The sequence below is a fragment of the Marinilabilia rubra genome, assembly GCF_003121985.1.
GTDB classification, from domain to species: domain Bacteria; phylum Bacteroidota; class Bacteroidia; order Bacteroidales; family Marinilabiliaceae; genus Marinilabilia; species Marinilabilia rubra.
Window position 1 is genome coordinate 213645 of sequence record NZ_QEWP01000001.1, and the last position, 24781, is coordinate 238425.

General features: G+C 42.4%; 11 protein-coding genes. All 11 read left to right on the forward strand.

What is annotated here, in order from left to right:
• Window positions 1–113: 113 nt before the first annotated feature.
• The 11 genes from DDZ16_RS00950 to DDZ16_RS01000 all read left to right on the forward strand — a co-directional run bounded on the left by DDZ16_RS00950 (window position 114) and on the right by DDZ16_RS01000 (window position 24738).
• Entirely contained in the window at window positions 114–3143 is a 3030-nt protein-coding gene (locus tag DDZ16_RS00950) for a SusC/RagA family TonB-linked outer membrane protein (protein WP_109262542.1), read from the forward strand.
• Window positions 3144–3164: 21 nt separating this feature from the next.
• Window positions 3165–4715 carry a RagB/SusD family nutrient uptake outer membrane protein gene (locus tag DDZ16_RS00955; RefSeq protein ID WP_232526519.1) on the forward strand — a complete coding sequence of 517 codons (1551 nt, stop codon included), beginning with the start codon at window positions 3165–3167 and terminating at the stop codon, window positions 4713–4715.
• 190 nt (window positions 4716–4905) lie between these two features.
• Window positions 4906–6768 carry a serine hydrolase domain-containing protein gene (locus DDZ16_RS00960; RefSeq protein ID WP_158275583.1) on the forward strand — a complete coding sequence of 621 codons (1863 nt, stop codon included), beginning with the start codon at window positions 4906–4908 and terminating at the stop codon, window positions 6766–6768.
• 304 nt (window positions 6769–7072) lie between these two features.
• Window positions 7073–10171: a SusC/RagA family TonB-linked outer membrane protein gene (locus tag DDZ16_RS00965; RefSeq protein WP_109262544.1), complete on the forward strand. Its 3099-nt coding sequence runs from the start codon at window positions 7073–7075 to the stop codon at window positions 10169–10171.
• An 11-nt stretch (window positions 10172–10182) separates the two neighbouring features.
• Window positions 10183–11868, forward strand: coding sequence for a SusD/RagB family nutrient-binding outer membrane lipoprotein (locus DDZ16_RS00970; RefSeq protein WP_109262545.1), 1686 nt, complete (start codon window positions 10183–10185; stop codon window positions 11866–11868).
• Window positions 11869–12078: 210 nt separating this feature from the next.
• Window positions 12079–14922 (forward strand): FAD-binding and (Fe-S)-binding domain-containing protein, encoded by a 2844-nt coding sequence (locus DDZ16_RS00975; protein ID WP_109262546.1) that lies wholly within the window; start codon window positions 12079–12081, stop codon window positions 14920–14922.
• A gap of 344 nt (window positions 14923–15266) precedes the next feature.
• Window positions 15267–18464, forward strand: coding sequence for a SusC/RagA family TonB-linked outer membrane protein (locus DDZ16_RS00980; RefSeq protein WP_109262547.1), 3198 nt, complete (start codon window positions 15267–15269; stop codon window positions 18462–18464).
• Window positions 18465–18488: 24 nt separating this feature from the next.
• Window positions 18489–19955 carry a SusD/RagB family nutrient-binding outer membrane lipoprotein gene (locus DDZ16_RS00985; protein ID WP_109262548.1) on the forward strand — a complete coding sequence of 489 codons (1467 nt, stop codon included), beginning with the start codon at window positions 18489–18491 and terminating at the stop codon, window positions 19953–19955.
• Window positions 19956–20006: 51 nt separating this feature from the next.
• Complete coding sequence (locus DDZ16_RS00990) at window positions 20007–21680, forward strand: DUF4623 domain-containing protein (RefSeq protein ID WP_109262549.1); 1674 nt, start codon at window positions 20007–20009, stop codon at window positions 21678–21680.
• Window positions 21681–21794: 114 nt separating this feature from the next.
• Entirely contained in the window at window positions 21795–23516 is a 1722-nt protein-coding gene (locus DDZ16_RS00995; RefSeq protein ID WP_109262550.1) for a glycoside hydrolase family 10 protein, read from the forward strand.
• 76 nt (window positions 23517–23592) lie between these two features.
• Window positions 23593–24738, forward strand: coding sequence for a glycoside hydrolase family 10 protein (locus tag DDZ16_RS01000; protein ID WP_158275584.1), 1146 nt, complete (start codon window positions 23593–23595; stop codon window positions 24736–24738).
• Window positions 24739–24781 lie beyond the last annotated feature (43 nt).

Here is a 24781-nt window from a genome sequence, read left to right on the forward strand (position 1 = left end):
TATAAATCAAATTATGAATCAATAAAAAAGACTTTCTCTGTTAATGAGAAAGTCTGTGAAACAGATAGATTGTCTATGAAACTTACATTGTTAATTATTAAATCCTTATTTTTATGAGAAGAATAATTTTTTCTTTGTTGTTGACCTTTTTGGTGGGTCATCTCGCTTCAGCTCAGGATATAAATGTTTCCGGAGTTGTTAAGGACCTGGAAGGGGAACCAATCCCCGGAGCCAACGTGTTTGTGAAAAGTCAACCTACATCGGGGACAATCACAGATATGGATGGACATTATGAAATATCTTTAGAACAGAACCAGACTCTCGTTTTCACATTTATAGGAATGAAAACTGTGGAAATAAATGTTGAGAATCAGAGAGAAATTAACGTGGTTTTAGAGGAACAGTTGGTTAATCTCGATGAAGTGGTGGCGGTTGGTTATGGCGTGCAGAAAAAAAGTGATATCACCGGATCTGTCGCATCTGTTGATTTTTCGGAACTTGAAGATCAGCCTATTGCCAGCGTTGACCAAGCATTGCAGGGGCGTGTAGCCGGAGTTCAGATAGTATCTAATTCAGGCGCTCCGGGGGGATCTTTAGCTGTCCGGGTACGTGGTATCGGGACAATCAATAACGCAGATCCTTTATATGTTGTTGACGGTATTCCTGTTTCTGATATTGACTTTTTGAATGCCAATGACATCGAATCTATTGAAATATTGAAAGACGCTTCAGCATCTGCTATTTATGGTTCAAGGGGTGCCAATGGGGTAGTGTTGATTACATCCAAAAAAGGTGGATTAAACGAGGAAGCCCGTGTGAATTTCAATGCTTACTATGGCACCCAACAGGTAATTAATAACTGGGAAACCACCTCCGGGTCAGAATGGTACGGTATTCAGGAAGAACTGAATAATACCCGTACATCTGCTCTTGATCTTTCAATTGTGGATCCTAATCAAAATACTGATTGGTTTGATGAGTTGACCAGGGTTGCTCCGATTTATGACGTTAATTTAAATGTTGCAGGAGGTTCTGAAAAACTCACCTATTCGTTAAGTGTAGGCGGTTTTGGTCAGGAAGGGACCATTAAGGGTAGTGAATTTCAGAGACGAACTTTGAAACTTAACTCCGACTATCATGTATCTGATAAATTCACAATTGGATCTAATATTAACATTCAAACCAGTGAACAGGAATCAATACTTGAAGGATCGTATCATACCGGTGTTATAAATACAGCTATTAAGCTTGAACCTGTTGTGCCGGTATGGAATAATAAAGAAACTGGTGAGTATGGATACTCTGCTTTTACCGATTATCCAAATCCGGTTGCCCAGATTGCCTATGAAAATGCCCGTAATGAGAAATTGAATTTACTGGGTAATATTTATGCAGAATATGAGTTTATTTCTGGCCTGAGCTTCAAAACGACTTACAATCAAAACAGCTATAGGAATGATTCCTATGATTTCGAACCTGTATATTATGTGAATGTAAATCAGCAGAATGTTGAAAATGAGGTTTCTCAAGGCTATAATAAAGGAGACTACTGGACTTGGGAAAATGTTCTGACCTTCAATAAATCGTTTAATCGTCACGAACTAGGTGTAATGGCTGGTTATACAATGGAAGAAGGTACTTACGAGTGGACAAGTGCTTCGAAGAAAAATATTCCCAACGAAGACGAGGCGTTATGGTATTTTAATGCCGCCGCAGATGGTGATTATGTTTCCGGAAATGCATCTGAAGTTGGACTTATGTCTTATCTGGGAAGGTTAAATTACAGCTTCGATAACAAATACCTTGTAACAGTTAACTTTCGTGCCGATGGTTCTTCACGGTTCCCTGAAGGCAACAAGTGGGGCTATTTCCCTTCTTTGGCATTAGGATGGAAAATGTCTGAGGAGGCCTTTATGTCAAATATTGATTGGATTAGCTCTCTCAAGTTACGTGCAGGTTGGGGACAAATAGGGAACAATAATATTGGCTACTATCCTTACCAAACGACCATGAGTGGAAACGCGCAATACCGCTATCTTTTTGGTCCTGAAGAGAATTTTGACCAGGGATATGTTGTAGTGAATATGAGGGATCAGGATATAAAATGGGAGACCGTTGAATCGTATAACCTTGGTTTAGACGCGCTTCTTTTTGATGGTCGCTTACAGTCAACTATCGATTGGTATTTGAAGGATACCGAAGATATGTTGGTTGGCGTACCCATTCCTATGTATTATGGATATGAAGGTGGACCTGTTTCAAATGTTGGTTCGGTTCGTAATACTGGCCTGGAGTTATCTTTGAATTACAAAGAGAGAGTTAATGCAGATCTTCGCTATAATGTAGGGTTCAATATATCTACCTACAATAATGAAGTTTTATCTCTTGGTAACGGTCAACCTATTACAGGAGGTTCTTATTATGGCGGTTCTGCAACCCGAACTGAAGAAGGACAACCCATTGGTTATTTCTACGGATATAAAACAGACGGTGTATTCCAGACTCAGGCCGAGATTGACAATCATGCCGCTCAGGTTGGAGCAGACAATGCAGGGCTTGAGCCCGGAGATCTAAAATTTGTGGATACCAACGAAGATGGTCTTATTAATGATGACGACCGCACATTCCTTGGAAGTCCCATTCCGGATTTTACTTATGGACTTAATGGTGGTTTAAATTATAAGGGTGTTGAATTCTCTCTTTTCTTCCAGGGCTCGCAAGGGAATGAGATTTTTAATGCCATGAAGACGCACCTGTACAAGTTTGATGAAACCAATAAGCATAAAGATATGCTTAACTCATGGACTCCGCAGAACACCAATACCGATATGCCTCGTCTTGATGGAAATGATATCAACAATACCAATCGTACATCGGACCGTTTTGTCGAAGATGGCAGTTACATCCGTCTTAAAAACCTGACTGTGGGATACAATATTCCTGAAAAGTTCCTTTCGCCTGTGGGGGTAAAAGCTCTTAAAGTTTATTTCTCAGGTCAGAATTTATGGACAAAAACCGATTACAGCGGAGCTGATCCTGAAATTGGTCAGAGGTCATCAACCAACTACTTAAGCCGCGGAGTTGATATCGGTACTTATCCTCAGGCTCAGGTATATACTTTTGGTGTTAAAATGCAGTTTTAATCATTGTAATAATTGAATATTATGAGTAAGATAAATTATATAATTGGAATAATTCTCTTGCTTCTTGTGTCTTCGTGCGAAGACTTTCTGGAGAGAGAAAAGCTGGGTGAAGAAACTTTCGATGTGTATTACAACAGTGAAGAGAAAGCCATCCATAACGTAACGGCAGCCTATTCCGATCTTAAAGATTATCGGTTCGGATGGACACTTTGGGCTTTTGGTGAAACCTTAAGTGACAATGCTGTTTATAGTGGAAGTGATGGTGACAATGCCGGATTTGAACCATTGAAGAATTTTAATGGAACTCCCGATATGCACTATGTTACCAACAAATGGAGACTTTGTTACCGCGGTATCAATAAAGCCTCCCAGGCGATGGAAGGTATCGAAAAAATGAATGACAATCTTTTTTCTTCTCTTGAGCTGAAGAACAGGTTGATTGCTGAAGCCCGTTTTCTGAGAGCTTTTTATCACTATGAGCTGACAAGAGCTTTTGGGGATGTTCCTATCGTTGATCATTGGGTTAAAACTGCTACCGAGAAGATTGGTCAGTCATCCAGAGAAGATGTTTTTGCATTCATTATTAGCGAACTGGAATTGGCTGCTGCTGATCTTCCGCTGAAGAGTGAATATGCAACAGAAGATTTGGGGCGTGTTACAAAAGGTGCTGCTCATGCCTATTTGGCCAAAGCAAATCTTTATATGGAAAACTGGACTGAAGCTCAGGATTGGGCATCCAAAATCATTACTTCCAATGAATATCAGTTAGACCCGGATTATGCACATGTGTTTAGTTTTGAGGGGGAACATGGAATGGAGTCAATCATGGAGATCTCATATCATGAGTCAGAAACACAAACTTCTGCTTTCCGGAATAATGGAAATTTCCAGACATTGTTTATGTTGCCTCGTAATATTACTTACGGATATGGGATTAATCAGCCAACAGAAGACTTAAATAATGCTTTTGTTGCTGCAAATGATGTTGTTCGAAGAGATGCCACTCTTTTGACTACGGAGGAAGTTTTTGAAACAGAACTGACTGATCTTTACCAGGCATTGGAAGATGCTGAGGAGTCCGGAGATGCAACAGCGATTGCTGAAGCAGAAGCTGCTTTGGAGGAAGGAAAAGATGCTCTGACATTTAACCGCACAGGTTTCTACAACGAAAAAATGTATGTAAGTCCTGAAAACCGTGCTTTATCTATTAGGAATAATGCCAATAATATTCGTCTGATGCGCTATGCTGAAGTTCTGCTTATTTATGCAGAAGCCAGTGCTCAATTGGGAGAAGATGCAGAAGCCAGAGATAAATTAAATCTGGTTCGAAATCGTGCAGGTTTGGCTGATGCTACTGAGTCGGGGCAGGATTTATTAGAGGTTATTTACACTGAAAGACGTTTGGAATTAGCCGGTGAAAATGATCGCTACCATGATTTATTGAGACTTGGTAGAGCTGATACACTTCCGGGGTGGACTGACGCTAAGAAATACTGGCCGGTACCACAGGCTGAAATTGACCTGACAACAGGAGAAATAGAGCAAAATGACGGCTATGTAAGTTCAAATTAATAGCGGTTTGTTTTATTTATTCCCCGGGGAGCTATCTGCAAAGTTGCCTCCCCGGGGTTAAAAAAAACGGGAAATATTATTTCAAAATCCATAACTTTAATGGAGGATTATCTCAAACAGGCTTTTGGTGATGAATAAAATAGTGTTTCTTTTTTCTTTGATATTTCTTTTCCCTGGAAAACTTTTCCCCGTGGGATTCCGATATAGCCCGGAAGATACACTCACAATATCCCGACAAAAGAATTATGATGATGCGGGTCAGTTTTATATTTCTAATGACTCCGCTTCTTTAAAACCTCCCCATTTAATCCTCCTCAATAATAGTAACGAAACATTTCCTCTCAAAAACCTCGATCAATCCAACTTCCAATGCCTTCTTCAGGGTGATTTACCGGTTTTCAAAAACCGCCTTATGGATTATCTGGAAATGCCGGTGTTTACGATTCCTTTAGACAGCATTGAAGAAAAAATATTGAAGCTAAAAAGCCGCGAGACAAAGACTCAGTTAATTGTAGGATTGAACGCCTCAGACTCTATTCTCGGAATCAGTCCGTTAATTAAGAAGCTAATGGACAAGCATTCTTCGGTAGTGGTCTTTTTTGGCAAGCCTGAGACGATGACTCAGTGGACCGGAATTGCTGATGCTGATGGCGTTTTGTTGAGTGAAAAGAGTGACTCTGTAAGTCAGGATTTAGCCGCCCAGTCGCTTTTTGGCGGAATGGGTGTTCATGGAACATTGCAAAAGGAGATCCCCGGAATGTATGCCAAAGGCCATGGAATTGCATCTAAAGGTGGTCTCCGTTTTGAATATACGCATCCCGATTCTTTAGGGCTGAATGGAGATCGTCTGAATGAGCGAATTGATAGTGTGGTGAACAACGCCATTGATCAGGAGGCGTTCCCCGGGTGCCAGATTTTGATGGCCGTGAATGGAAAAGTCATTCTCCGGAAATCTTATGGATATCATACTTATGACAAACGACAGAAGGTTCAAAATAGCGATTTGTACGATTTGGCCTCTGTGACAAAAATAAGCGGTCCTCTGCCACTGCTTATGCAACTAAACGGCAGCGGGGTACTTGATCTTGACCGGCCGTTTTCTGATTATTGGGCAGATTGGAAGAACGGGCTTTTTCATTGTTCCAATAAAGATACTCTGACATTGCGGCAAATACTCGCTCATCAGGCCAGATTAGTGCCCTATTTGGGGTTTTGGCGCGAGACCAAACGGGATGGGAGGTTTAAGCGAAATCTTTATCGTTTGGAAGCCTCTCCTGACTTTCCTTACCAGGTTGACGAGCATCTTTACTTAAAAGAAAGGTTTACAAAGAAGATCTATCGGATAATCCGTCGTTCAGATCTGCTTCCGGATACTGAATACCGTTACTCGGGGCTTTCTTTTTTGGTTTATCCTGAAATGATTTCTCAAATGACAGGCACTTCCTATGAAGAACTTCTCTATTCTGAGGTTTACAAACCTCTTGGGGCAGCCAGACTTGTTTACAATCCTTTGAACAAAGGCTTTACAAAAAGCGATATTCCACCCACCGAGGTAGATCTTTTTTACCGCGAAAGTCAGGTCCACGGTCGGGTGCATGATGAAGCTGCCGCTGTATTTGGGGGAGTGAGTGGCAATGCCGGCTTGTTTGGCAATGCCAATGATTTGGCCAAATTGATGCAAATGTATCTCAATAAAGGCAACTATGGCGGACAACAAATCATACCCCGGCAGGTGATGGATGAGTTTACCCGGGTTCAATTTCCAGAAAACCAAAACCGGCGGGGGCTTGGATTTGATAAACCTTTGTTGGACAATGCTTCAAAAGATTTGGATGATGCTTATCCCGCACCTGGAGTTTCGGCTTCCAGCTTCGGACATAGCGGATTTACCGGGACTTTCGTATGGATGGATCCGGAGTACAAAGTACTGTATGTTTTTCTTTCCAACCGGGTTTACCCTACACGAAGAAACGTTGCGCTGTTTGAGCTTAATGTGCGAACTTCCATTCAGCAATTTTTATATGATGAGTTAAGTACTTCCTCTTATTTCTGACCGGCAATTTTTGTCTTCCGCTTTAAAAGTCAGGTTATTATTAAGTTTCTGAAGGAGGAAACACTTGAATGAGGTTTTACTGTTTTTATTAGGGCGAGGTTTTAGGTAGTAATAATTACAACAAGAAAGGACTTGGGGTTGGATAAAAAAACCCTTGTAAAAGTGCCACAAAGATCATTACTTTGTAAAAGTAAGTGAAAAAAGACAAATAAAGTCAAAAATAAACTTGTTAAAAACTGGATTTCCTACCCAAAAGGATTTAAATTGACTACTGCATTTTTCTCAAACAATTAAATTCAGGTTTATGAAAAAGAAGCTTTTATTGAAAAAATGGCTTATTACAGCATTAATGTTGCTGTATGCCGGATTTATTGCTGCTCAGCAAATTGAAATTTCAGGAATAGTAACCGAGAGTTCCAATGGTTCACCTATTCCAGGGGTTTCTGTCGTTGAGAAGGGTACCACTAATGGTACTATTACCGATTTGGAAGGCAATTATTCGTTGAGTATTTCTGATGGAGCAACTGTTGTTTTTTCATTTGTAGGGTTTGCAACGCAGGAAATTGTTCCGGAAGCATCAGGCGCTTTGAATATCCAGATGGAACCCGCTGTTTTCGATGTAGATGAGGTCGTTGTCACTGCGCTTGGTGTTTCAAGAGAGAAAAAGGCTCTTGGTTACTCTGTTTCTGAACTAGGAGGAGATGAGCTAAATACCGTAAAGGATGCTAATGTTATGAATTCTCTTTCCGGAAAAGTAGCAGGTGTAGTTATTACTCAATCTACTTCAGGTCCCGGAGGTGGATCCAGGGTTTTAATTCGTGGAAATAACTCGCTAAGAGGAGAGAATCAGCCGCTTTATGTTGTAGATGGAGTGCCGATAGATAATTCTGGTATTGGATCTGCCGCCGGAGCTGGCACCGGTGAGTATTCTCGTGCCGATTATGGTACAGGTATTTCTGATATAAATCCGGACGATATTGAATCCGTAACGGTTTTGAAAGGCCCAAATGCTGCAGCACTTTATGGCTCCAGAGCTGGTAATGGAGTGATCCTTATTACGACCAAAAAAGGACAGGCCAGGAAAGGATTAGGGGTTTCTGTTTCATCTAGTTATACTGCCGAGAATCCAATGATTCTGCCGAAATTTCAGAACAAATACGGACAAGGAAGTCAAGGCAATATTCCCTCCGAACTTGATCAGTTAAAAGGGAACGGTTCATGGGGACCTGCTTTCGATGGTTCTGATCGGCTTTATTGGACCGGAGAAACGAAACCATATATTGCGCAGCCCAATAATGTTGAAGATTTCTTTGAAACTGGGTATCAATTAATAAATACGATTTCATTGGAAGGGGGTAATGAGGATGCCAATTTGAGGTTCTCATATACGAATAATTCAACCAATGGTATTTTGCCTAATTCACATTTGGACAGGCATAATTTTAATTTTCGGGGTTTTTCCAACTTAACAGACAAATTAACACTTGATGCTAAAGTTACATTCTTTAGTCAGGATATGAAAAACAGAGCTGTACAGGGAACCGAAGGTATTATGGCCTATGTTTATCCAATGCCCAGGAACACAAGGGTTGATGATTTGAAAAATTATCAGAACCCAGAAGAATCATTGGACGTTATTACTTATTCCTCATCCGGAGGGAACCCGTATTGGATTTTGAATCATGATAAGAATGAAGATAGCCGGCAAAGATGGACTGGTTTTGCTAAAGCGAACTATGAGTTTACATCCTGGCTTTCTGCATTTGCTAGGGTGGGAACTGATATCGTGAATACAAAGATCGAGACCGTTACAATGCCTGGACATCATTTTTTTGCTGATGGGCGGTTTAATTTCTCCAAACGAAAAAATACTGAGACCAATGTGGATTTTCTTCTGAGTCTGAATAAAGATTTGTCAGACAGCTTTAACCTTAATGTTAATGTGGGTGGAAATCATTCCTACCGGACCTATGAATCAATCAATATCTTTGGTGAAAACTTTAAAATTCCCTCTAAAGCTACGGTAGACAATGCTTTTAGGACTGTGCCCGGGTATACCCCGCTGCAGGAAAAAATTGTTAATTCTCTTTATGGAGCCGCTTCGTTGTCTTTTCAAAATATGATCTATCTTGATGTAACGGGAAGGAACGATTGGTCCTCAACCCTCAGTTCAGAGAATTGGTCGTATTTTTATCCCTCGGTGAGTCTTTCTGTATTGGCTGAGCAGCTGATTCCGGGAGCTGAGGATATTTTGGATATGGCTAAAGTAAGGGTCAGTCTGGCCCAGGTTGGTAACGATACTAATCCTTATCAACTTTACGAATACTACAACCTTGCGCAGGAAGGGTATTTGGGAACCGTTGTTGTTACCAGACCGAGTGTCCGGTTCAACGAAGATTTAAAAGCAGAATTAATTACTTCAACTGAAGCCGGTTTAGAATGGAGTCTTTTGAAGAATAGGTTGTACGGGGATTTTTCATGGTACAATATTAAAACTGAAGATCTGATTTTTGATGTCGAAGTCCCCGCTTCTACAGGCTATTCTTTTTTCAGGGAGAATGTTGGTGAACTGCAGAATACAGGTGTTGAACTCTTATTAGGAGGTCGCCCTTTGGATTTGGGAGACTTCAGCTGGGATGTCTCTTTTAATTATGCTAAGAATAAAAATGAGCTGATAAGCTTAATTGAGGATACAGAGGTGTTTCCATTCAGTACAACGAATTCTGGAAATTTAATTGTTCAAGCTACTGTGGGGGGTGGTTATGGAGATATTTATGGTACGACATTTAAATATAATGACAATGGTCGTATGGTTGTGGATAAACAAGGTCGTCCGCAAGCCTCTGATGAGAAAGTTTATTTAGGTAACTATCAACCCGATTGGAGTGGTGGATTTTCCAATACATTTAAGTACAAAAATTTGTCTTTGAGGTTTTTGATTGATGGACGTTTTGGAGGAGAACTTTATTCCGGAACTGACTCAGGTCTTGATGCTTCAGGTGTTACTGAGCGAACCCTGAAATACAGAGAGGATGGTGTTGTGGTTGATGGAGTATGGTTAGATGATGATGGTAGTTATGTAGAAAATACAACTCGGATCAGTTCAGGGGATTACTTTGGTGCAATTTCAAGTATTGCCTCCGAATATGTTTATGATGCCACTAATGTGCGGTTAAGAGAAGTAAGTTTAACGTATAATATCCCGAAGCGTATATTGGAGGAAACTTTTGTTCAGAATGCATCACTAAGTTTAATCGGAAGAAATCTCTTTTTTATTTACAAAGAGATGGATAATTTCGATCCTGAATCTAGCTTTTCTACAAGTAACTTTTCACAGGGAGTTCTTTGGTACAACTTGCCAACAACGCGGAGTTTAGGTTTTAACTTGAATGTTAAATTTTAAATGACACAATTATGAAATTAAAATATTTTCTTTCGATATTCATTTTTATGGTCATCATTGTTGGGTGTACCGATAAATTTGAAAAAATAAACACCAGGCCTGATGTTTTCTATAGTGATGAGGTTAGTGGGAAGTTCTTTTTAACTAATCCTCAATATAGATTGTTTGCTCCTGATCGTTTTCCTTATTGGCGGGCTCATTTAATTCATGCTGATCGTTATGCAGGACATTTCACTTTCGGACACAACAGCAGTTGGTGGAGCGACGAACTCGGATATTCTTACAGCGCTGGTTATACCGATGCCGCGTGGGGTTGGCTGGAAGGCTACCTGGGGGGGCTTGATAATTTTATGAAGTTAACCGAAAACGGGGGTGAATTTGAAAATGAACATATGTATGCAATGGGTCTTATAATGAAGGGCTTGTATTATCAGATGTTTACAGATGTTTTTGGCATGATCCCTTATTCTCAGGCAGCAGATCCGGATATAGTGACTCCTGAATTTGATTCCCAGAAGGTTATTTATAAAGGAATTATAGCAGATCTGGAAGAGGCTATGTCAATAATTGGAGATGCCGAAAGAACAGGTGTTGGCGTTGATGATGTTGGTGATAATGATCTTTACTATAATGGAGATCTTCAAAAATGGAAAAAACTTGCAAATACACTAAAGCTTCGAATTGCTTTGCGAGCCTATGGTGCAGAGGGCGATGATTTTTCTGAAACCGCCATTAATGAGGCTTTAAGTGCACCTTTGCTGGCTACCGTGGATGATAATTGTTTAATGGAGAAAGATGCCGAAATTTCTCAATGGGGTAGCGCAGCTTACGGAGATGTTTGGCATAGCTTTGGTGCCGGGTCAGATTGGACTGTCAGTAAGCCTTTGGTAGATTATCTTCGTAATGAGGACGATCCCAGACTATCAAAATATGTTAAGCCAGCTGAAGGGGGAACTGCCAAATTTGTAAAACCTGAAGGTTCTGAAGGAGATTTATTTTTGGACAGAGTGAATTTTATTTTGGATGAGCTAAATCAGGCCGGTGTAAGTTATGATCGCGAGGATATTGCCGATACCGTTACTGTCAATGTTGCTCCAGCAACTTATTACGTTGGCCAGCCGGTCCGGATTAATTCAAATACATATCCATATGTGGAGTATGATTTTTTCTCAACACCTGCGGATATTGTCATTCAGCAAAAAAATCAGGGGGAAGATATTTTTCCGGAAATTGTTTTGCAAACAGCTGAATCTTACTTCCTTCAGGCCGAAGCTGCTGTCAGAGGGCTTGGTTCAGGGGATGCCAATTTCCTATATCAGGAAGGGATTCGTCAGGCAATGGCTGTTTGGGAAATCTCTTCAGCTCAGGCTGATACTTATATAGCAAATTCTGAGCTGGGATCTTTGACAGGATCTGTTGATGAGCAACTGGAGAAAATTGCCATTCAAAGGTGGATTGCAGCATATACCGATGGCTTTGAAGCATGGGCTGTGGTGCGTGATTTTGGTTATCCTTCTTCTTTGGCTGATGGGGTATCTGATCCTGATATTTATGGGCTTGGAGATATTAACGGTCGTTACCCTCAGAGGATGAGATATGGAAATGATGCTTGGAATAAAAATGGAGCTAATACGCAAGCTGCCGTTGATATTCAGGGCCCCGACGTGCAAGACACCAAACTTTGGTGGGCTAAGTGAGTTAAAACAATAATTTATTTGATTGAGCTGTCCCCTGGGGCAGCTCTTTTTTTGAAGTAGAAAATAAATTGTATAGTTGTAATATGTATTATATATTTGCAAGACGGGTGATGATGAATAAAGAAAAGACTATTATAGGCTTTTGAAGGCATTCAAACTGCTGACTAATTTTTTAGATGCAGCATAGTTGACTTCTATTAACTTTTATCGATGGGAAACGGAAACATTAAATCAAAAAAGTTCTGGCAACAATTGCGCACAATCCTGCCGGAGTCAGAGATCTTTACCGACACTCTTAACACCCTTGCCAAAGGCACCGATGCCGGTTTTTATCGACTTATACCTGAATTGGTTTTACGGGTTGAATCGGAACAACAAGTGGTAAAAGTGCTTGAGTTATGTGCGCTCTTTAATGTTTCTGTTACGTTTAAATCGGGAGGTACCAGTTTGAGCGGGCAAACCATAACCAACTCAGTCCTTATTGATACGGGCGAAGGGTTTTCTGGTTATGAGATTTCCTCTGATGGAGGCAGTGCCCGTTTTCAAAGCGGAATAACCGGAGCCCTTGCAAATGCCCGTTTGGCACCCTATGGTAGAAAATTAGGGCCAAGTCCGGCTTCCATTAATTCGGCCCGTATAGGCGGTATTGTTTCTAATAATGCCAGTGGAGCCAGTTACGGTATACGCTATAATAGTTATAACACAGTTGAGAGCATGCGCATCGTTCTGGCCGACGGTACGGTGCTCGATACCGGCGATCCTGAATCCCGGAGAAGCTTTGAGGAAACCCACTCCGACATGTTAAGTCAGTTAACGGTTCTTAGTAAATCTGCCAAATTCAATGAAACAGTCAGACAAAAAATTCAGCATAAATTTGAATTAAAGAACACCTGTGGATATGGTGTAAACTCATTGATTGACTTTGAAGATCCCATTGACATCCTTCAGCATTTGATGGTTGGTTCCGAGGGAACGTTAGGGTTTATTTCTGAGGTGCGTTTCAATACTGTCAAAGAGTTTAATCTCAAGGCCACCTCAATGGTCTTTTTTAAAGATATCAAATCGGCTTGTGAAGCCATTGTGCCATTGCGGGGCTGTAGCGTAAGTGCAGCCGAACTGATGGACCGGAATGCTTTACGATCAGTGGAAAATAAACCAGGGATGCCTGCGGTTCTTAAAACACTGGAGGACGATGTAGTCGCTTTATTAATTGAGACTTCTGCGGATGAGATAGAGGTCCTTGAAAACCAGATGAAGTCAATTGAAAAAGCACTCACCCGTTTTGATGCGGTTTATCCTGTTGAGTTCACTACCGATAAGAATGAATATAACCGGCTCTGGAAAGTTCGAAAAGGCCTTTTTACTTCTGCTGCGGCAGCACGCCCCAAAGGAACAGCCTGTATTATTGAGGATTTGGCTTTCAGGGCAGAGGTGCTGGGTGATGCTTTGGTTGCCCTGAAAAAGCTGATAGAGGAGTTTGAATATGAAGGATATGTGATTTGGGGGCATCTTCTGGATGGCAATATCCATTTTGTAATGATGCCTGATTTTAACGACTGGGCCGGCGTGGAGAAGTATCGAAAGTTTATGGAAGCTCTGGTGAAACTGGTAGTTCATGAGTTTGATGGCAGTCTGAAAGCCGAGCATGGAACCGGTCGCAACATGGCGCCTTTTGTGAAGGAAGAGTGGGGGGGTGAGATTTATGATCTGATGAAAAAGGTTAAGAATGTGATCGATCCCGGAGGTATTCTTAATCCGGGAGTCATAATAAATAATGACCCGGATGTTCATTTAAAAAATCTTAAGCCGCTTCCTGTTGCTCATGATCTTATTGACAATTGCATTGAGTGTGGGTTTTGTGAAATTAATTGTCCCTCGCGTGCGGTAACACTTACCCCGCGACAGCGCATTGTTATTTATCGCGAAATACATCGATTGGCGCTGGAGGGTAGAGATAAAGAAAGGCTTTCAGAGCTGAAGAAGAGATACAACTACGATGGCGAAGCTACCTGTGCCACCGATGGGCTTTGTGAACTGGCCTGCCCCGTGGATATCAATACCGGGAAATTAATTAAAGAACTCCGGTTTGATGGCAACTCTTCTGCCGGCAATAGTGTTGCCTCCTGGATCGCAGATCATATGGGCTCAGTTACCTCCTCAGGACGATTTGTTCTGGGAACGGTTGGTGGTGTGCATAGGGTTTTGGGAACCCCGGTAATGTCTGGTATCTCCGGGTTTTTATTTAAAGCGTCGGGGCATCGCATCCCTTTGTGGAATCCGAATATGCCCCATGGAGGGCCTTCATCTTCGGTTTATAAGTCAAATGGGCGGGACTCAGAGAAGGATACAGTGGTTTATTTCCCGACCTGCATCAATCGCACTATGGGAAAGTCTGCCGATTATGGGAACGAAATGGCAGTGGTGGAAAAGACTCGTCTGTTACTGGAGAAAGCCGGTTTTAATGTTGTTTTCCCCGATGGTTTGAAGAATCTATGCTGCGGAATGGCCTTCGATAGTAAAGGTTTTAAAGAGCAGGGTCTGCGAAAAGCCAAAGAACTCAATGAGGCGCTGCTGGTTGTTTCTGAAAATGGGAAATATCCTGTGTATTGCGATATGAGCCCCTGTTTGTTGAGAATGAAGGAAACGCTTTCTTCAGAGTTGGATTTATACGAGCCGGTTGAATTTATTTTAAAATACTTCCCTGACAGACTTCAATTTAAGAGACTAAATAAAAAAATTGCTATACACACCACTTGCAGCAGTACCAAAATGGGGCTGGAAGATGAGTTACTTCAGTTAGCCAGGATGTGCGCGGCAGAGGTGATTGTTCCCGATGAAGTAGGGTGTTGTGGCTGGGCAGGTGACCGCGGTTTTACTCATCCCGAGCTGAATGCCTCTGCGCTTAAACCCCTAAAACGTCAATTGCCCGATGGGGTTGAGAGTGGTTATTCCACCAGTCGTACCTGCGAAATAGGTTTGTCATTACACAGCGGCGTTTCCTATAAGTCGATTGTCTATTTGGTGGATGAGGCCACTCATGAAAAAAGTAAATAAAAAAAATTAAAAACCAATCTGGCTTTTAGTTATTATTTCTTAATAAGTCCGTTGCTTCTCAATAAGTGCGGACTTTTCTTTTGCTTTCTGCTTCTTAAATATTTTCTGATTGCTGTTTCCTGTTCTTTATTTTCCGTATGAAATAGTAGAGGCTGTCTCACGCTTTAACTGCGGTCTGGAGGTAGGTGGTTAATTTTTTCTTGTAAAAAAGTATTAAAAAAACTTGTTAATAAAAATTTTAAGAAATAGATTTGCAGAAAGAAAATAAAAAAATGAAAACATTCTTTGGTGAGAATTTTTTAAAAAGAACGCTTTGTTGATTAATTCATAAAAATCAAACCGTAATGAAGGCAAGTTTTTTAGTGATTTTGGTTTTAAGTATTTTCTCTTTATCGGTTTTCGGTCAGGAAACTGTGGTAAGGGGGAAAGTTGTTGATGAAAATGGTGGTCCTTTACCGGGGGCCAGTGTGGTTGCCAGGGGGACCTCGGCAGGTACCATTACAGATATGAATGGCAACTTTGAGTTAAATGTTCCGGAAACAGCAGAGGTTTTAACATTTAGCTTCATCGGTTTTGAAAGTGTTGAGCTTCCCCTGGATGGAAGGGCTTTTTACGATGTGGTATTGCAACCCACCGTCACCGATCTGGATGAAGTCGTGGTTACCGCTCTTGGAATAAAGCGTGATGCCAAGGCTCTGGGTTACGCTGTCCAGCAAGTTGGTGGTGAAGAAATGGAAGATGCTTCGGGTATTGCTCCCTTGTCCGGCTTAAGTGGAAAAGTCTCCGGGCTAAACATCTCCGGCTCCGGTAATGGTCCTGCAGGATCTACCAAGGTGCTGATTCGCGGGGTTAATTCATTGACCGGATCCAATGATCCTCTTTACGTGGTGGATGGTGTACCCATGGATAATTCAGGAGGAGCCTCGGGATCAGAATGGGGTGGTTTTGATTATGGTAATGCTGCCAACAATATCAATCCTTCCGATATTGAATCCATTTCTGTCCTTAAGGGTGGAGCTGCAGCTGCTTTGTATGGTGCCCGCGGACAAAACGGAGTGATCATGATTACCACCAAAAGCGGATCGGAACAAAAAGGGCTTGGCATTTCAGTTAGCTCGTCATATGAAATTGCCAATCCGCTTGTGAAGCCCGATTTTCAGAATAACTACTCTCAGGGTGCGGCTGGGAAATTTGAGCCCTTAAGCTACAGAAGCTGGGGAGCTAAAATGAATGGACAAAGTGTTACCAACTTTTTGAATGAAGAACAGCAACTCCGTTCTCCTGCAGAGCATCCATATGATACATTTTTTCAGACGGGAACTACTTTAACAAATACGGTAAGCTTGAATAACCGTAATGAAAAAAATGGTGTTTATTTCTCTGCCAGTCAGATGAATAATGAAAACCTTCAGCCTGGAAGTACTTACGATAAAAGTTCTTTCACCATTCGGTTCGATACCAAACCAGCCGAATATTTTAAGTTGGATACCAAACTGAATTATGTGTATACCGAGGCTGAGAATCGTCCCAACCTGGCAGGGTCCCCTGATAATCCTGTGTATTTGATGACTGTAATGCCTCGCTCGGTTGGGTTCGACCAGTTGAAGCCTTATCGCACAGTAGACGGATATCCGGTTGTATGGACCAGTCAGTATCAAAGAAATAATGACGGAACAATTGCCTGGCGTAATGCCCCTCCCGAATTTGCAAGTTCACCGCTGCTTCAGAATCCATACTGGGCCATCAATGAAAACAGGAATGAAGACAGTCGTAACCGGTTAATTGGATTTGCTGAGGCTACCATTGACTTCAAAGAACTCCTGAATCTGGGCTTTAAGTTAGAATTCAAAGGAAAAGCAGGTGTCGATTATTACTCTGAAAACCGGAAACGCATAACTGCTCACAATACTTATTATAAAGCCGACGGTAAAGCTACCATCAATGATACCAGACTGGAGGTAAGGGAAGAAAACTACGATTTTCTTTTGAATGCCGAACAATCCTGGGGACAGTTTAGGGCCAACGGATCTTTGGGCGGAAACCTGATGCGTCATACCTATAAAAGTGTTGCTTCAACGTCTGAGTCCGGGCTTATCAATGAAGTGGGACCCTATGTGATTCAGAACTTTATGAACCCTGTTACTTCTGAAGGCATTTCAGAAAGAGAAATCCAGTCTTTATATGGCTTGTTTTCTTTTGATTATGCAAGTAAGGTGTTTTTGGATGTGACTCTGCGTAACGACTGGACTTCTGTTCTCTCTCCCGAAAACTGGTCTTACCTGTATCCTTCGGTTAGTGCCAGCTGGATTGCCAGTGAATCCCTGACGATGCCGGATTGGGTCAATTTCCTGAAAATCCGTGGATCGTGGGCCAGTGTTGGTAATGGCGGGCAATATGCTTCGTACAGATACATGAACTATGGAACCAATGCCAATCAGTTTCATGGGTTGCCCTATGGCTTTGTTCCCGGTGTTCGTCCTGAGGAAGACCTGAAGAGTGAGTTAACCATTTCTAAGGAGGTGGGTATCAATGCTTCTTTATTTGATAATCGCCTAAGCATTGATGCGGCTGTTTATCAGTCTGGCACCGAGGATCAGATATTTAAAGCCCCTATGGCGCCTTCATCAGGCTATAACTCGGGAATTGTGAATGCTGGCTATATCAATAACTCAGGTGTGGAATTGAGTATTTCTGGCGATGTTATTAAAAATGCCGACCTGACCTGGAATCTTGGTGCCAACATTACCCGCCAGTGGAGTGAGGTTGAAGAACTGGACGATGAAGTAGATGTACTGAATCTTGGTGGTGCAGGGGGTGTGATCATCGCTGCCCGTAAAGGAGATCCTGTTGGTATTATGCTGGGAAGTGCGTATGCCCGCGACGAATCGGGCCGGATTATGCTTGACGATGAGAATCTGCCTATGCTGAAAACCACTGAGGAGGGAGCTATTGATACCGAACAAACCATCGGCAATGCTTATCCCGACTGGTTACTCGGACTGAAATCGGGGCTTCGTTACAAGGGGGCTTTCCTGAACGTGCAGATTGATTCCAAACTGGGGCATGATATTTTCTCAATGACCAATATGCGTGGTGGTCTTTACGGAACCCTCGCGTTTACAGAAGAAGGTCGCGATGAGTGGGAAAAAGCCAAAGAAATTTCACAGGTTACCGGCGTGGCACCTAATGATGGCTATATGGTAGAAGGTGTAAAGAATGGTGTTGAAGGGAAATACCCTGTAGACCCTCAGAAATATTGGGATCGTTTGGCCCGCATTAATGAGGCTTTCGTCGATGATGCTTCTTTTATTCGTCTGAAGCAGGTCTCCGTTGGTTACCAGTTCAGCAATGATTTCTTAAAAACTTCTCCATTTAAAAAGCTATCGGTCAGTTTGGTTGCCAACAACCTGGCCTACCTGATGCGAAATACCAGGAATATTTCTCCTGAATCATCTTTCGGAACTGGCAATGCCGTGGGTTATGAGATGTTCTCTTTCCCTGAAACGAGGACGGTTGCTCTCAACTTAAAACTTGATTTTTAAAAGTAAACGGAAAAAAGTATCGCAATGAGAACGAATATAATTTATACACTATTGCTGGGACTGGTTCTGGGATTCACCGGATGTACCGATGATTTCGAGGAGATGGATCGTCCCAAAACCACTTCCGATAAAATTCAGCCCGATTATTTGTTTACCAGGGCTTTGGTTACTGGTTCGGGCTTGTCTGTCGGTGTATGGCAGTTGGTTCATCAAACCGCCGGATCGGTTTATGCCCAGCACTGGGCCAATATTAATCCCAGTTTTACTTCTGATAATTATGAACCTGGTCCGGGCAATGTGGTATGGGATTGGTATTATGCCCGGCCACATTTTGCACCGCTAAATGTAAATAACCAGACAATCGGGTTGGCTGTTGAGCTTAAGAATCCAATTAAAGAGGCTTGTGCCCGCATTTGGCAGGTATACATGTATCAGTTGCTGACCGATATGTACGGCGACATTCCATATACCGAAGCTTTGGAGTCGGTTAAGCCGGCTTACGATTCACAGGAATCTGTTTATAATAGTCTTTTTGAAGAATTAGAAGCTTCAGTGGCTCTTATCAAAGAAAACCGCGATAAAGGGTATCCCGGTTATGGAAATGCCGACGTGCTTTACAACGGCAATCTTGATCAATGGATAAAATTTGCCAACACTCTTGGCATGCGCATGGCGCTGAGAGTTTCAGATGCAGATGAGAATCTGACCCGGTCATTTTTCGAAGGCCTGGATCTTTCCGAAACCATGACTTCTCCTGAAGATATGGCCCTGGTTATTCCAGATGAAGATGGCCCCACCTATCATGTGAAAAATCCGCTTTCTTATGTCTATAACTGGCATGAGGTCCGGATCAGTGAGAATCTGATGGGGCATATGCAGTCTGCTAATGACCCGCGCATTTCAGTCTTTGCCGAGCCTAATACCAACGGAGAGTTTGTAGGGCTTCGCAATGGTCAGCCTCAGGATTCACTGAGTCTGAAGTACAACAACTATTACAAACCTGAATTCTGTAACATCGGGTCTTTCTTTACACAACCCGAAACGCCTCATTACCTCATTACTTATGCCGAAGCCTGCTTCTTGAAAGCTGAAGCTGCAGAGCGTGGTTTCATTGCCGGCGACCCCGCAGGGTTTTACCGTCAGGCTATCGAAGCATCTCTACATCAATTTGAAATAAATGACCAGCAGGTAATAGATGATTTCTATTCAGAGGTGGCTTATCTGTCTGCCACAGGACTGGAACAAATCTATACACAACGCTGGATTGCATTGTACCCCAATGGACAGGAAGCATGGAGTTTGGTTCGACGAACCGGATTTCCTCAGATGCAGGAGCCTGTTTACACCTGGCCCGGCAATGACGAAATGCCCCGCAGAGTGCCATACCCTGTGAATGAGAGAAGGTACAATGCTGAAAATTACGATGCTGCTGTCAGTCAAATGGGAGGCGACAGCCAGTACACCCGTATGTGGTGGGACGTTGAGAACTAACATGTAAAACGACCATTTAATAATTCCCTTTAAATTTTAAAAACTGTTCTTATGAAAAAAAGAAGTTTATTTGAAAAGGCAATGAAAGCTGTCTTTATGGTTGCTTTATTGTCAGGGGTAACATTTTTTACCTCATGTGAAGACGATGAAGATGATCCTCTGAAAGCCGAGATTACCGGATTTTCAATTGTGGATGCGGGGCCCGACCAGGCTACTGCAGTTGAAGGAGCTATTGAAGGAACCAATATAACAGTGGCTGTTCCTTTTGAATCAGACCTTATGGCTTTGACTCCAGAAATTACCTTGTCTAAAGGGGCTATGGTAACTCCTCAGTCTGGTACTACTCTGGACTTTTCCGAGCCAAGAAATTTTGTTGTAGAAAACGGAGAACTTCAAAATACTTATTCTGTAACGGTAACTAAGGCAGAACCTACCGGCCCTGTTCTGAAGGGATTGGAGCTTGCCAGTGCCAATACCGATGAGGTATACGAAACAGAAGTTGACCTGTTGCAAGATCAGATTAATGTAACTTACAATGAGTTGCAGTCTCACCTGGTTTATATCTCTGCTATTGAAGTAGGTCCCGAAGGTGCTACTTATGAAACATCAACCGGTAAAGACACTTTGGATCTTTCTGTAGATGCTTCTCTTACGGTTAATTATGCTGGTGAGTCTAAACAGTATACGCTTGTTCCTGAAGTAACTACTGCCGGATTTGATGTGGAAACAGCAACTGTTTTGATCGACAAATCGGCTTCTTCTCAGGCTGTTCCTACCGAAATTTCGGACGATAAATCACGTGGTGCCGATTTTAACGGTCAGTACGTATTTGTTGCTTCTCGTCTCAATGGTAATTTCATTCATTATTGGGACATCAATCCCACTGTTGATGAAGTGAAAAATCTTAGCATGGAAGGTGTTGAAGGAGGTTCATGGGTGATCTCTGATGTTAAGTGTGCAGGTGATGCCATCTATGCCTGTAATATGGTGATGGCTACTCAGGGGGCTGAATTTAAAGTTTACAAATGGGCCAATGTTGATGCTACACCTGAGGTAGTCTTGACTTATACTACAACTGCTGACAATCAGCGTTTGGGTGATGCTCTTTCAATTGTTGGTGATCCTTCAACCAACGGTAAAATCATCGCATCCAATTTCCCCGGATGGGGTGGTAATCCTGATGCCAATGAGTTCTATGTATTCCAGGCTGATGGTGGCGAATTTGGCGCTCCTGTAGTATGGGATCTTGCTCTTGAGGAAGCAGTAAAAGTTGGTCAGTATGGCCGTGTAAATGAAATTCCCGGTGCAGAGGGTCTTTACCTGGCTTCAGGTGCTGAGATGGGAATTACTCTTCTCGATGATCAGGGCAATGTGGTTTATGAAGTACCAGAAAGTGTAGTCCAGTTCCGCTCTTTTGATCCTCATGTATTTGAGTACAATGGTGGACGTTACCTTTCATTCACCATTAACCGCGAATGGGAGGCTTCAGGTGCTTTTTCTCAAATCGTTAACATCACTGAAGGAGCTGATATCGAAGCTGCCTTACGTGCACTTACTGATGAGAACATCGGGCAAAAGCTGATTTACACCAATGTTTTCAGTGGCGGAAGCAATGACCCATGGGTAAATGCAAACAATGCTGTTGTAAAAGATGAAGAAGGAAATCCAATGATTTTCAGTTTCTCTGTACTGAACGGCTTCATGGTTGAAGAATTTACTCGATAAACATCTTTTCCCCGGGCCGGAAACGGTCCGGGGATTTTCTCTTTAATTTTTCACTTTGCTGAATACCCTGGAGCTGTTATTCAACTCTGTTACTCCGGGAATAAATGATCTGTCATGAAGAAATTACATTATTACCTGCTTGTTTTTATAGCATTGATGACATTTGGTTGTGAGGAAGACATAAACACTGAGATTCCTGAAGAAGAAGAGTTGCAGATTACTTCATTTGTCTTTCAGAACCTTGATCCCGCTGCAGAAGGGGTAATAGACCAGGAAAACCTGACCATTGATGTAAAAGTACCCCGGGGAACGGATATTAAGGCTTTGGTTCCTGCCGTGACCTACAACCAGGATGCAGAATTAATACCTGCTCCCGGATATGCTTATGACTTTACCAGCCCATTAAGTTTTAAACTTAGCAAAGATGTCCGTGAGGTGGTTTACACGGTGTCTGTTACTTTTTCCAAAAGTGATGATAACTCTTTAGAGGGAGTTTCATTTCCCGCCCTTTTTCGGGATGGAACTATCGCCGAAGATAAAATTGAACTGGACGTTCCTTACGGAACCGATTTAAGCGAGGTTGAAGTTAGCTTTGATCTCCCGGCTTATGCTGAGGTTGAACCAGCCAGCGGAAGCCTTATTAACTTAGAAAATTCTGTAAGCGTTGCCGTTACAGCCGAAAACGGTGACGTTAAAACATATACACTAACAGCCAATGAACTACCACAGGATGTCGGGGTGCGGGCATTTTGGATTCCTGCGCCCTGGCATTCACCTTTTTTGAGGAGTTATGAAGAAATTCAGAAAGGGGTAGACCTGGCTGTTGAGCTCAACTTTAATACTTTATTTGTAGGAACCTGGGCACAAACCCGCATATTGTACCCAAGCCAGACGCTGGCGGATAATTCTTCTTACAACACTCCTGAAGATGGACTCTTCTACGATTATCAGGGTGGATCGGGAGATCCCCTTGCCGACCTGGTGGAGGTGGCGCATGCCAATGGTTTGAAAGTAATTCTTTGGTATGAGTATGGATTTATGTCCCGGACTGCTACGCCTCCCACTCCTGATAATGACAAAATACTGGCTGTCCACCCCGATTGGGTGGGCATTAACAGTTACGGGCAGCCTTGCAACTACAATGAATCGGACTACTATTACAATGCCTACAATCCAGAGGTGCAGCGTTTCATGCTGGATATGATGCTTGAAGCAGTTAATAAATATGATGTGGATGGGATTCAGGGAGACGACCGCTTGCCAGCTATGCCTCGTAACTCCGGGTACGACGATTACACTGTTGCCCGCTATAAGGAGGAACACAACGGAGAAGAGCCTCCGTCCAATTTTAATAACAGTGCCTGGGTAAGATGGCGGGCTGATATTCTGAATGACTTTGCGGTTCAGATGTATGATGAGATTAAAGCAGCCGATCCCGAATGTATTATCGCTTTTTCTCCCAATCCATATCCCTGGGCTTTTAATAACCTGATGCAGGAATGGCCGGTGTGGCTCGATGATGGTGTCATTGAAATGCTTTCAGTGCAGTGTTATCGCTCTTCAGTCACCAGCTACGAATATACCATAGATGAGGTTTTATCTTATTACACCACTCACGGACATGGTAATCTTGAATTGCTGAGTCCCGGTCTTATCCTTTACGGAAGCAGTGGTTTGAGTGATCCCGAAGTTTTGGCAGGTCAGATCCTGGCTAATAGGGAGCGTGGTATTTATGGTGAATCTTTCTTCTATGATGTGCCTCTTAACAATGAAAAAATCCAGGCAGTCATCAAAGCTTTTTATCCGGCTCCGGCTAAATACCCTGAATTGCCCTGATGTTTTCAAGTGTTTCAACCCATTACAGATAATGAAAAAAGATAAAAATATAAGGTTAGGTCTTAAGATGTCTCTCATGAAGCAATCGTTTTTTATTCTCATAGCACTATTGATGATGGCTGGGTGCAGTTCCCAATCATCCCAATCTGATGAAGGAACTGCACCCAACTTCGTTCCCGGTTACGATGAGCCGGTTCGGGGCGTTTGGCTGACCAATGTGGCCAGTGATGCACTTTATACCAAAAAAAAGGTGGTTCAGGCAGTGGAAAAGTGTGACAGCCTTGGGATTAATACCATATTTGTGGTAACCTGGAACAAAGCCATGACCATGTATCGCAGTCAGATCATGAAAGATTTTACCGGTGTGGAAATCGATCCGGTGCTGGATCCGGATAATTCAGGACGCGATCCGTTAAAGGAGTTAATTGAAGAGTCTCATAAGAGAGATATTAAAGTCTTTGCCTGGTTTGAATTCGGCTTTTCTTCTTCCTATAACAAAGATGGTGGTGTGCTGGTTAAGCTAAAGCCTGAATGGGCTTCTCTTACAAGTGACGGAGAACTCTGCACCAAGAATAATTTTGATTGGCTAAATGCTTTGGATCCCGAGGTTCAGGATTTTGTCATGTCGCTCATTCTTGAGGTGGTTAATAACTACGATGTGGATGGCATCCAGGGAGATGATCGTTTGCCTGCCATGCCTTCCAAAGGGGGGTATAATCCCGGTGTGATTGAAGAATATAAAGCTGAACATTTCGGCCAGGAACCGCCCGAATACTACAAAGATTTTGAATGGGTAAACTGGCGGGCTGAAAAACTTAATGAGTTTATGAAGCGACTTTACCACGCGGTGAAAAGTGCAGATCCTGAATGCATTGTTTCGATGGCTCCCAGTGTATTTCCCTGGAGCAAGGAAGAGTATCTTCAGGACTGGCCCACCTGGATCAATTTCGGATATGTTGATATGATCTGCCCTCAGGTTTACCGTAAGGATTCCACTTCTTATCTAAACACACTAAAAGCAACGGTTGATTATGTCCTGCCTGAAAAACGGCATTTGCTTTATCCCGGAATTCTAATTCGTGTCAATGGCGAGCAACCTTCCAATGAGCTTTTCAAATTTATGATTGAGAGCAACCGAAAGCTGGGAATGGATGGAGAAGTACACTTCTTTTATGAAGGCCTTAGCCAATACTCGGAAGAACTAAAAGAGATGTATAATTAACAGGCAATAGCCTGGTGTAATTGTGAATTTTAATAAAACGAAA

What these genes read in the sequence shown, in the direction of transcription:
- DDZ16_RS00965 (WP_109262544.1), top strand. Translation starts at nt 7,073, where the DNA reads ATGAAAAAGAAGCTTTTATTGAAAAAATGGCTTATTACAGCATTAATG.
- DDZ16_RS00990 (WP_109262549.1), top strand. Translation starts at nt 20,007, where the DNA reads ATGAAAAAAAGAAGTTTATTTGAAAAGGCAATGAAAGCTGTCTTTATG.
- DDZ16_RS00980 (WP_109262547.1), top strand. Translation starts at nt 15,267, where the DNA reads ATGAAGGCAAGTTTTTTAGTGATTTTGGTTTTAAGTATTTTCTCTTTA.
- DDZ16_RS00970 (WP_109262545.1), top strand. Translation starts at nt 10,183, where the DNA reads ATGAAATTAAAATATTTTCTTTCGATATTCATTTTTATGGTCATCATT.
- DDZ16_RS00950 (WP_109262542.1), top strand. Translation starts at nt 114, where the DNA reads ATGAGAAGAATAATTTTTTCTTTGTTGTTGACCTTTTTGGTGGGTCAT.
- DDZ16_RS00975 (WP_109262546.1), top strand. Translation starts at nt 12,079, where the DNA reads ATGGGAAACGGAAACATTAAATCAAAAAAGTTCTGGCAACAATTGCGC.
- DDZ16_RS01000 (WP_158275584.1), top strand. Translation starts at nt 23,593, where the DNA reads ATGAAGCAATCGTTTTTTATTCTCATAGCACTATTGATGATGGCTGGG.
- DDZ16_RS00995 (WP_109262550.1), top strand. Translation starts at nt 21,795, where the DNA reads ATGAAGAAATTACATTATTACCTGCTTGTTTTTATAGCATTGATGACA.
- DDZ16_RS00955 (WP_232526519.1), top strand. Translation starts at nt 3,165, where the DNA reads ATGAGTAAGATAAATTATATAATTGGAATAATTCTCTTGCTTCTTGTG.
- DDZ16_RS00985 (WP_109262548.1), top strand. Translation starts at nt 18,489, where the DNA reads ATGAGAACGAATATAATTTATACACTATTGCTGGGACTGGTTCTGGGA.